Source organism: Colwellia sp. M166, assembly GCF_024585285.1.
In the GTDB taxonomy this organism is placed as follows: Bacteria; Pseudomonadota; Gammaproteobacteria; order Enterobacterales; family Alteromonadaceae; genus Cognaticolwellia.
This window is the reverse complement of record NZ_CP040755.1, coordinates 4,429,862-4,440,515: the sequence shown is the minus strand read 5'-3', so window position 1 is coordinate 4,440,515 and position 10,654 is coordinate 4,429,862. Positions and strand designations below refer to the sequence as shown.

The 10,654-nt window shown below is 37.2% G+C and carries 8 protein-coding genes and 1 pseudogene; 4 read left to right on the top strand and 5 right to left on the bottom strand.

From position 1 onward, the window contains the following. The first annotated feature begins 118 nt into the window (after positions 1-118). The 4 genes and pseudogenes from FGD67_RS20070 (at position 119) to FGD67_RS20055 (ending at position 5,435) form a co-directional block, all read left to right on the top strand. On the top strand, positions 119-643 hold the full coding sequence (locus FGD67_RS20070) for a gamma carbonic anhydrase family protein (protein ID WP_257172790.1): 525 nt from the start codon (positions 119-121) through the stop codon (positions 641-643). Positions 644-1,552: 909 nt separating this feature from the next. After that, entirely contained in the window at positions 1,553-4,135 is a 2,583-nt protein-coding gene (locus FGD67_RS20065; protein WP_257172789.1) for an EAL domain-containing protein, read from the top strand. Then, positions 4,110-4,883 (top strand): annotated as a pseudogene (locus FGD67_RS20060) (PAS domain-containing protein); the annotation flags it as partial. The gene FGD67_RS20065 and the pseudogene FGD67_RS20060, both read left to right, overlap by 26 nt. Positions 4,884-4,895: 12 nt before the next feature. Further along, entirely contained in the window at positions 4,896-5,435 is a 540-nt protein-coding gene (locus FGD67_RS20055) for a methyl-accepting chemotaxis protein (RefSeq protein ID WP_257175175.1), read from the top strand. A gap of 751 nt (positions 5,436-6,186) precedes the next feature. Here FGD67_RS20055 and FGD67_RS20050 read toward each other — a convergent pair. The 5 genes from FGD67_RS20050 to rluB form a co-directional block, all read right to left on the bottom strand. Further along, complete coding sequence (locus tag FGD67_RS20050) at positions 6,187-6,651, bottom strand: YcgN family cysteine cluster protein (RefSeq protein ID WP_373567891.1); 465 nt, start codon at positions 6,649-6,651, stop codon at positions 6,187-6,189. A gap of 118 nt (positions 6,652-6,769) precedes the next feature. After that, on the bottom strand, positions 6,770-7,828 hold the full coding sequence (locus FGD67_RS20045; protein ID WP_257175174.1) for a lytic transglycosylase domain-containing protein: 1,059 nt from the start codon (positions 7,826-7,828) through the stop codon (positions 6,770-6,772). Further along, a complete protein-coding gene (locus FGD67_RS20040) occupies positions 7,828-8,127 on the bottom strand; it encodes a YcgL domain-containing protein (RefSeq protein ID WP_257172787.1) in 300 nt (99 codons plus the stop codon). The genes FGD67_RS20045 and FGD67_RS20040 overlap by 1 nt, the downstream gene beginning before the upstream one ends. A gap of 193 nt (positions 8,128-8,320) precedes the next feature. Next, a complete protein-coding gene (rnd, locus tag FGD67_RS20035) occupies positions 8,321-9,478 on the bottom strand; it encodes a ribonuclease D (protein ID WP_257172786.1) in 1,158 nt (385 codons plus the stop codon). Positions 9,479-9,714: 236 nt separating this feature from the next. Then, positions 9,715-10,575, bottom strand: a complete 861-nt coding sequence (rluB, locus tag FGD67_RS20030; RefSeq protein WP_257172785.1) for a 23S rRNA pseudouridine(2605) synthase RluB — start codon at positions 10,573-10,575, stop codon at positions 9,715-9,717. Positions 10,576-10,654 lie beyond the last annotated feature (79 nt).

Genomic DNA, 10,654 nt, shown 5'->3' with positions numbered 1-10,654 from the left:
ATATATTTTCAATATAAATTAATCTTTAAAGTTTTATCTGCAATAACGCTAAGGTCTAATTTACTCTATGGTGAGAATAAATTAAGGTATCAAGAGTGATTTTAATAAGGATACTAAGATGATTTACCGACTCGCTGACACTAGCCCCAGTTTACATGACAATAATTTTATCGCCCCCAATGCCACACTTATCGGAGATGTTGTCTTAAGTGAACATGTCAGCATCTGGTTTAATGTGGTTATTCGCGCCGATATGGCAACCGTCAAGATTGGCGAAAACACCAATATACAAGATGGCTCAATTCTGCATGTCGATACAGGTTTCCCTATGACTATCGGACGTGATGTCACCGTCGGCCATAAGGTGATGCTTCATGGCTGTACTATCGGCGATAATACGCTAGTGGGCATGAATGCGGTGGTGCTTAATGGGGCTAACATTGGTAAAAACTGCTTAATTGGCGCTAATAGTTTAGTTACTGAGAATATGCAGGTACCTGACGGACACTTAGTATTAGGATCGCCAGCAAAAATTATTAAAGCCCTTGATGATTCTACCCGTGAAATGTTTACACAATCGGCTAAACATTATGTTGAAAATGGTCAGCGCTATTTAAATGAGTTAACTGAGGTAGAGCGTTAACAGTTAATACTTGCCGCTTGGTTCGTCCTTAAAACTTAGCGGCAGTACAAAGTAACGGCCACAACACAGCTGTTTTAAGGAGATTATTTTCATATTAATCGCTTTAGTAGACTTTATTTATACACAGCATTATGGCATTTCCTGCAATAGAGAAAATACCTTTTTATCTGTAGGCATTGAGTGATAATAGCTGCAAATATTGGTTTAAAAGGTTGAGGTTAATATACTCATATCAGGTCATCTAAAGGACAATAATCTTACCCTCATTTGGCTAGGAACCTGCTCATCACATTAAGAAGGCTAATATGCCCAAATATAGCCATCTTCGCAAAACATGCTTTTACCCTGTAAGTGTCAAAATCACAGCAGTCAAACTTAGCTTAAAAGGCAATAATCATGAATGGATATTACCTAAAGTTATTATACCAATTTTCTTCCCACTCAGTGAAATTTAAAGGTTTAGCGGCACAGGTTCACCGTTCCAGACTGAACCTAAGTACATCCATGTAGGCAAGGCATTGGTTGAAGATAATGGTTATTCTCGACAACTGCTCCTGCGTTGTTCTAATGACTCACATCCCTGTGAGAACCTTATCGACATCAATAATACGGCCTGTAAGCCTTTTAAAATCAACCTTGGGGAGCTTACAGCGGTTCGATAACCGCCGATAACTCCCTTCATTTAGAATAACTATATTGACAAAATGATCGTTGTTCTCAAAACGCTGATAAGCGCTGAGTGGGAACAAACTTAATAAACTTGGTATTATTGCTTGCTTGTTTGATTGGTTGTAATCCAAGCTGTTTTATAGGTATGATAGTACTTTGTTTTTGTTCGGAATTTTTTCTTATTAGGCAATATCACTCTGGGTTATTTAAGCAGAGTGATATTACGTAAAGGAGTATGTGGTGTCCGGTAGTATATTATCCAATATTTTTGTTGAAACATTAGATCAGGCAATTGATAGTGTTGTTGTTATCGATTCTCAAAATCTTATTTTACTCTACAACCAAGCTGCAGAAAAATTATGGGGTTACTCTAAAGAAGACGTTATCGGTAAAAACGTTAAAATTCTCGTTCCAAATGAAATCAAGCCCAACCATGATGCCCTAATTAATAAAAATAGAGATACAGGGGTTAATAAAATTGTTGGCACCAGCCGTGAAGTTCCTATTATCTGTAAAGATGGGAGCCAAAAATGGGGGGCAATGTCTATCTCTAAAGTATATTCTGACGGTAAAATTTTATATACCGCCTTTATTAAAGATGTAACTCAGGCGGTATTAAACAGAAAACGTTTAGAGCTACTCTCCTTAGTGACAGATCAAACGGATAATGCCATCATCATTGTTGATGGCTCTTGGAATACAGCTTATATCAACCAAGGATTTACGTCTCTTTTTGGCTATAATGAATCGGAAGTGCTAGGAATTTCTCCTATTTCAGTTATTGCACCTCATTTAACAATAAAGTATGCCGATATGCTAAGGCTGCGGCATAAAAATGGCGAAGCCGTTAAAATTGATGAAATGCTGCAAACTCAAAAAGGAGACCGCCTATGGTGCTCTATTATGAGCAATCCTATATTTAATGAGCAACAAGAACTCACTCATGTAGTGATTATTCTTTCAGAAATCACTAAAACCAAACTACATGAAGTATTGCATCAGCGCGTTCTGGGCGCCATTGCTCATGATGAACCTCTAGAATGTATTATGGAGTCAGTGTGTCATGAAGTTAGTTTATTGAGTGACGATGTTGCTCCGGCGATTATGAAGCTTGATGATGAAAATAACTTACAGCTATTAGCGGCCCCTAAGCTACCTTCATTTCTTCGAAAAATATTAAATAAATTACAAGTAGCAGAGGGAATATCAGCTTCAGGTACCGCTGTTTATCGTGATAAAGCTGTTTTATGTCCTGATATTCAGAGTGATCCATTGTGGGTTAATTATAAAGAAGAGATGCTCCCGCTAGGCTATACCGGCAGCCTTTCCGTTCCTATTAAAGGAAGTGAAGGCTCACCTATTGGCGCAATCACTTTTTATTATAAATACCAAAAAACACCCTCTAATTTGCATCAAGATTTAGTCAATGTATTAGATCCGCTATGTGCTTTAGCGATTGAACGAGAAAAGCAGCGAGAAAATATTAGAAAGCTTGCTTACTACGATGCTTTAACAACATTACCTAATAGAAGCCTGTTACACGTTAATGCAGAACACCTATTACAAGAGGCAAATAAAAACAAAACCAAGTTGGCCTTTTTATTTTTAGATGTCGATCGATTTAAACAGGTCAATGACTCTTTTGGACACCCCGTTGGCGATCAATATTTAATTCGATTAGCTGAAAGGTTATTAACAGCACAACATACAACAAGCGTTATTGGAAGATTATCTGGAGATGAGTTTGTTGTTGTTACCCCTTATACAAAAATTGAAGAATTAAATGTTTTTGTTGACGAGCTAAGATTAAAAATCTCATCACCGCTTACTATACAAGATAATAAACTCATGCCATCAATGAGTATTGGTATTAGTATTTTTCCTGATGATGGTCATGATGTTGCTACCTTGATACATCGTGCAGATATGGCTATGTACCAAGCTAAATCTTCTGGTAAGGGACGTTTTTCCTACTTTAGCCATGAATTAAATCAATTAGCACAAGAGCTACAAATGCTTGAGGTAGAGCTAAGGAAAGCGATTAAAAATGATGATCTTGAATTATATTATCAACCACAAGTGTCAATGCAAGATGGAAGTATCAGTGGTGTTGAAGTGTTATCTCGATGGAATCATCCTGAATTAGGTGCTATACCACCGAGTAAATTTATTCCTATTGCAGAAGACTGTGGCTTGATCGGCGATTTAAGTCAGTGGGCTTTACATAATGCTTGTAAACAAATGTCATTATGGAAAGCAAAAGGGATCATCGTTCCTACTATATCGGTTAATCTTTCACCCATTAATTTCCATAACGTGGATTTATGTGAACAGGTTATGAATGAGTTGCAAAGTTTTAACTTAGCACCCTCTGATTTGATTTTAGAACTAACTGAAAGTGTGCTACTTGATACTAATCCCAGTACGATGAAAGTGTTATTAGATATTCATCAAAAAGGGATCCACTTTTCAATGGATGATTTTGGTACCGGTTATTCGAGTTTAAGTTACCTACAAAAAATTCCGATAAAAGAACTTAAACTCGATCGTAGCTTTGTTCAGCATTTAGAAAGTGACAGTACGAGTCGAGCACTAAGTCAGGCGGTTTTACAAATAGGTGAAAGTCTTAATATTAAGGTTGTGGCTGAAGGGATAGAGAAAAATGAACAGTACCAAATACTCAAAGAACAAGGTTATCACATTGCACAGGGGTATTTATTTTCAAAACCATTAAATTCTGTAGATATTGAAATTTGGCTACAACAATTACTTATTAAAAACACACCATTGAAGGTTAATGAATCATATGTTATTTCCGAATAAAAAATTATTACTCAAAATTGAAAATCTTGAAAAAGAGTTGGCTGAATTTCATCGTATTCAGCACGATTTAAAAGAGGAAATGAATTATTTTTGTCTTGATACTAAAGGTACCATTAAAGAAGTAAACAATCATTTTTTACATTCATGTGGTTATGCAGAAAACGAAGTGTTAAATAAAAACATCAAAGATTTGATTGTAAATGACTCAATGAAAAAATTACATTGTCAAAATATGTTAGCGGCTATTAAAGTTGGTAAACACTGGCATGGGGCAATTCAAATTGTTGCTAAACCAGGTGATGAATTATGGTTTCGAAGTATTGTTCAACCGGTTGTTAATGATGCAAACAATGAGATAAGAATTGCCGTTTACTCTTCAGAGTTAACCAACACTATTGTACATTCAAGAGAACAGCAAGACATGTTAGGAGCACTCGATCGCTCTTCCGCGGTTATTGAGTTTACCCTAGACGGTATTATTCTTAATGCCAATAATAATTTTCTTGAGGGTATGCTCTATGCTAAAAATCAAATCATTGGCAAACACCATGAAATGTTTTGTAGCCCAGAGGAAGTAAAATCAGCAGCATATAAAAACTTCTGGAAAAGACTTAATAAAGGTGAATTTATTTCCAGTAGATTTAAACGCTTTGATAGTCATAGAAACCCAGTTTGGCTTGAAGCATCTTATAATCCTATATATGACGAAAGTGGTGTTTTATATAAGGTTGTTAAATTTGCAACAATAATTACCGAACAAATGACCAGGGAGTTTGCCGTTGCTGATACGGCGGCTATCGCATTTGATATTTCTAAAAAAACAGATGAAAATACAGCCAAAGGGATCAGTGTTTTACAGTCGACTATTGCAACAATGGAGCAACTTTCAACACAAATGCGCGAAGCCAGTGCTGGAGTTTTTGACTTAGACGAACAGTCTCAAAAAGTGGCAGTGTTAGTCAGTAATATTAGTAGTATTGCTGACCAAACCAATTTACTTGCACTTAATGCTGCGATTGAAGCAGCAAGAGCCGGTGATCAAGGGCGTGGTTTTGCGGTAGTTGCTGATGAAGTTCGTCAACTTGCTTTGAGGACAAGCTCAACAACCGTTGAAATTGTAGAGGTTGTTAATGATAATAAAAAATTAACGGAAAATGCAGTATTCTTGATAGAACAAAGCTTGGCAAAAGTACAAGATGCATTAGACCTCTCTAATAATGCAGGTGCCGTGATGGATGAAATTCAAATTGGAGCTCGGCAAATTGTTAATGCGGTAGGACAGTTTAATGATAACTTATAATTTGAGTTATATAGACGTTCATAATTCCTGTGGATTTTAGATAGTTAATCTTAATTAAAATAGCCTAAGCCAAAGTGATAATAATACCAAGTCTATTTAGTTTAACATTAACTCTAGGGGCTATTGATCTTTCATTTTAGTCTCTGCTATTAACTAATTTTGGATAACAAGGCTAAAAGTGTCTGATATAGTGATACCAAACCTATTAAGCTGTCTCTCTCAGCGCTTACCAGCGGTTTGAGAACAACGATCATTTTTTGAATATAGTTATACCAATTTGATTAAATTTCTTCCCAATTCAGAGCGCTTCTCGATATTCAAAAACAAGGCGAATTTGTTTCGGTTTAGTCACTCTAAATCAAATAAATGTAACGATGTTAGTCGATATCGAGAAAGCTCCCAGAGCTCGAGTTTAAAAGCTTTACCGTAAGCGTTATTAATTTTGACAAGGTGCTCACAGGGATGTGAGTTATTAGAACAACGCAGGAGCAGTTGTCGAGAATAATCATTATCTTCAATCAATGCCTTGCCTAAATCGTTTTTCTTCAAGCTGAAATTCTACACTTTGAAGTGTCATGGCTATATACCAATCAGACTAATGACTTACTCACTAAGCGATAATGAATTTGTTTGGTATGACTCCTAACGTTAATTTTTTGATAAGAAAAAGGCTGATCATCTCAGCCTTTTTATGGTTATTATGTTGAATAACGGCTTCTTTAACCCATCTATTTAATAGGTAAGCGTAACCTTAATCCACATCGTGCAATGGCCAGAGTACAATATAATCTTCAAAGTCTTCCAGTTCAACATCGTCATCTTTAATGATTTTACCACGCACTGACATGCCTGCTTGATGCATGGCTGATTTTTTACCGTTATGTAATAACGGGTGCCAAGACGGCATACCTCTGCCCTCTTTTAAGCGTCTATAAGTACAACTTGGCGGCATAAAAAACACATCATCCAAGTTTTCTTGTGTCAACTGTACACAATCTGGCACTAATACAGTACGCTGTTCATACTTTGAACACTGACAGCTTTTATCGTTGAGTAAGTGACAAGCAATGCTTGAATAATTCATTTGCTCACCTTCAGCAATATGCGTCGTTGGCATTAGCTCGGTTTCATCTGTGGTGCTTTCATCATCAATAAACTTGTGTAAACAACATTTTGCACAGCCGTCACACAATGACTCCCACTCAGGGCGAGTCATTTCATCAAGTGTTTTGGTTTCCCAAAAACGCTCTATTGGTAGTTTTTTTGCTTTATCTTTCGACAGCGAGCGATTATTTTTTTTACTCATAGGGCTTCTTATTGCTATGCAATTCCGACTATTTAATCGCAGGGTATTTAATATGATCAGATAAATGTCCCACTGAACTGACAAAATAATAGGATAAATTCCAATGCATTAAACTTTTATAGTTATTGTAGGCTAAATAAGCTCGACCTTTTACACCATCAGGAAAAACCAATGTTGCCTTAACATCAACCTTAGGGAGATCACTGCCATCAGTGCGTCGTACGCCTAACGCTTGCCACTGCGCTAAGTTTTTTTCACTTTTAGCCCATGCTTTTAGCCAATTTTTACGACCACCGGTATTTTGGGGAATAGCAAGTGAGGTATCAAAGTCACTTGGCAGTTTAACCTGGCGACCCCATGTTAAGTTATTATTCCAACCTTCATTTTTTAAATAATTTGCCATTGATGCAAAAACATCAGCTTGATTGCCCCAAATATCTTTTTTTCCATCACCGTCGCCATCAACAGCGTAAGCAACAAATGAGGTTGGCATAAATTGATTTTGTCCCATAGCACCGGCCCAAGAACCTTTCATATTAGCGCTATCAATGTGACCTTCTTTTAAGATGTTTAATGCCGCCCATAATTGCTTTTTAAAAAAAGCTTCACGGCGTCCCTCATAGGCTAAAGTCGATAATGCTGAAATAACATTATAGTTGCCCATTATTTTGCCAAAATTCGTTTCAAGTCCCCAAAGTGCGACAATAAAGCGGGCTTGTACCCCATATTCAGCGGCAACTTTATCCAATAGTACTTGATGTTTTTTGTACATAGCTCTGGCACGTTTTATTTTCCAATCGGGTAAACGCTTAGGTAAATAGGTATCAAGTGTTTCAACTTTTTCTGGTTGACTGCGGTCAGCTTTCACCGCTCGCTGATGAAAAACAGCCTTAGCAAACGATTCATCAATTAAGGCTTGTTCATAACCTTTTGCAAGCGCTTCTTGCTTAAGTTTTACTATGTATTGCTCGAAACCGGCTTGCGTAAGCGTCGGCGTTGTTTTACTTTCAGCTGCAAATGTTGACTGAGAAAATAGTACTAAACACAGTGAAACTGATAAGGCTTTTACTGATTTGATATAACGCATCATGATTCCCCTGTAGTTTTCTGCTTAGCGACTTTCATACTGGCAACATGCCCCTTTAGTAAGTCTTCTTCCTTTGGGGTTATTTGCAAGTAATAACCTTGTTCAACTAAGCTTTCTTTTACCTTAGTCAGATCAGCAAAACCAAGCTTAACTTTAGTTGCAAGATTTAATACGGTAACCATTTCAGGCTTACCAAACATTTTCATCAGCGCTTCTGGTACCTCAGAAAAATCATCTCGTTTATTAATAAAAAGATACGTTTGCGCTTTTTTAGCACTTTTATAAACACTACACAGCATAATGGAGACCTATGATTGAATGGTTTTAGGGAACTTTATCACTTTGTGACTTAACATGACTTCTTTACGGTATTAATCAAGATATTTATTCAGTTAACCGCTAAGATATCGAGCCAACGTAACACAGTAGTCTGACAAGTTCTTTGAACTTATGTAACACTTTGTTCGCCACTCGTTATGTTTAGCATAATGACTAATTTACTTTGAAGCCATTTTCAACAAATGCGAGCAATTTATCGCCGAATAAAGGTTTACGCCAACCCCGCATAATATCGACCAAGTGAATATTATTTTCAGCACCGTTAAGTTTAAAGTGCCATGATAAAAATTGATTGATTTGCTTTTTCGAGGCAAAATTTTCCGCTTGTAAATTAGTAGCTTCACTTAATTCATTGATATAACTCTTCGCTTTTTTAAAGTTTTGTTTATATCCAGGGTATTCATCTAGTCGAACAATGGCTTCAGGTAATTCAGCATTTTTCTCTTCATTGACACGTTTTAGTACCGCCAACATTGCATTACCTTTATGTTTAACATCAAGATATTCAACACCTTCAATATTGGCCATAATCGCGACATTTTCGGGGTTAACTTGTGCTAGCGCTAATAAAGTATGATCTTTTGCGATAAAGCCAATCGGTCGATCTTTTTGTTGTGCTTGTTGATAGCGCCAGATGGTTAATTGTTGTAACCGGTAGAGCTGCTGCGAATTTAAACGCCAGGCCATTTTAATATTACGATACAACAAGCTTGCGTCAATCGGAGTGAACTTACGCTCAACCATAATATCACTTTCTTCTTGTGCAGCCGCTAGCCAGCCAGACTTTTCAATATCTGACATTAGTCGAGGTAAAACATTAAATAAATGTTCAACATCGGCAGCAGCATAGTCAAGTTGCTTAGTGGTTAATGGTCGTTTCATCCAATCGGTTCGAGACTCTGATTTATCAAGTTCAATGTCAGTATAATGAGCAATCATAGCGGCATAGCCCATTGATAAACCGTGACCTAAAAATGACATGATAATTTGACTGTCAATTAAGTTAGCCGGTCGACAATTACCCGCAGTAAGAAAAACTTCAAGATCTTCAGAGCAAGCATGCAATATTTTTTGAATACTAGGATTTTCCAGTAATTGCCAAAATGGCGATAAATCAGTTAACGCAACAGGATCAATTAACGCTAATGTTTTACCATCATTTATCTGGATCAGACCTAATTTAGGATAAAGCGTGCGGGTACGAACAAATTCGGTATCAATAGCAAGCACAGAAGCTTGCGTATAACGTTGACAAATTTGGTGTAATTGCTCAGAGGTTTCGACATAAATTCTTTCAAGAGTTTCTTGCACGTATTGTCCTATATAAATTGGCTACTAAGGTAAACGAGTTACGTTACCATGATATCGTTAAAGCGAGTGATGAGGTTAAATATTACAATATCTTATTTTTTCACGCTTGCCAAAATGAAATTTAATTGTTTAACGCAAATAAAAATGACAAGTTCACCTTTATTAGGGAGCTTGTCATTATTTGGCTTTTTAAAATGCTACTGATAAAAATGCCGGTAGCTTTCTACAACTGACGATTAACGTCTACGTCTAGTCGCCTGTTGGCTACGGTGCTGATGTTTTTTCACAGAGCGACGAATTCTTCTGCTTTTCGCATTATCCATCGCTTTTTCATCTACTTTAACTTTACTTTGAGTTTCAGGTGCTAAATCAACCAATTTTCTGTAGTAGTTAACATCTTGTAAATTCAATTCTGTCCAGCCACCTAAAGGTAACTGACGTTTCATTTCCATATCGCCGTAGCGAACACGGATCAAACGGCTAACTTGTACGTCTTGGCTTTCCCATAAACGACGAACTTCACGGTTACGACCTTCAGATAACACAACATGGAACCAATGGTTACGACCTTCACCACCACGATAAGTTATTTTTTGAAATTTTGCAGGACCATCTTCTAACTTAACGCCATGGCGTAATGTTTGTAGCATGGCTTCGTTAACTTCACCAAATATGCGTACCGCATATTCACGTTCAACTTGTTTAGACGGATGCATTAAACGGTTAGCAAGTTCACCATCGGTAGTAAAAAGTAACATACCTGACGTGTTAATATCTAAACGGCCGACAGCAACCCAGCGGCTACCATCAAGTTTTGGTAAACGGTCAAATACCGTTGGACGGCCTTCAGGATCTTTACGTGTACACATTTCGCCTTCAGGCTTGTTGTACATTAACACCCGACAAAAGTTTTCTTCTATCGGTTTTAGCTTAATTTGGTGACCATCGACACGAATAAGCTCGTTGCCTTCAACACGGTCGCCTAAATAAGCAGTTTTGCCTTCAACACTGACACGGCCAGCACTGATATAGGTTTCCATTTCTCGGCGTGAACCGGCACCCGCTCTAGCGAGTACTTTTTGCAATTTTTCAGACATAGGTCTTAACTCTCTCACGTCAGTAACTTCACAGTTAATCGCGGTATTTACCACGCTACTATTACGTCTCTGTCTCTTT

Coding starts and splice junctions, on each gene's coding strand:
- FGD67_RS20070 (WP_257172790.1), top strand. CDS start 119: ATGATTTACCGACTCGCTGACACTAGCCCCAGTTTACATGACAATAAT.
- FGD67_RS20055 (WP_257175175.1), top strand. CDS start 4,896: ATGACCAGGGAGTTTGCCGTTGCTGATACGGCGGCTATCGCATTTGAT.
- FGD67_RS20050 (WP_373567891.1), bottom strand. CDS start 6,651: ATGACTCGCCCTGAGTGGGAGTCATTGTGTGACGGCTGTGCAAAATGT.
- FGD67_RS20045 (WP_257175174.1), bottom strand. CDS start 7,828: ATGCGTTATATCAAATCAGTAAAAGCCTTATCAGTTTCACTGTGTTTA.
- FGD67_RS20040 (WP_257172787.1), bottom strand. CDS start 8,127: ATGCTGTGTAGTGTTTATAAAAGTGCTAAAAAAGCGCAAACGTATCTT.
- rluB (WP_257172785.1), bottom strand. CDS start 10,575: ATGTCTGAAAAATTGCAAAAAGTACTCGCTAGAGCGGGTGCCGGTTCA.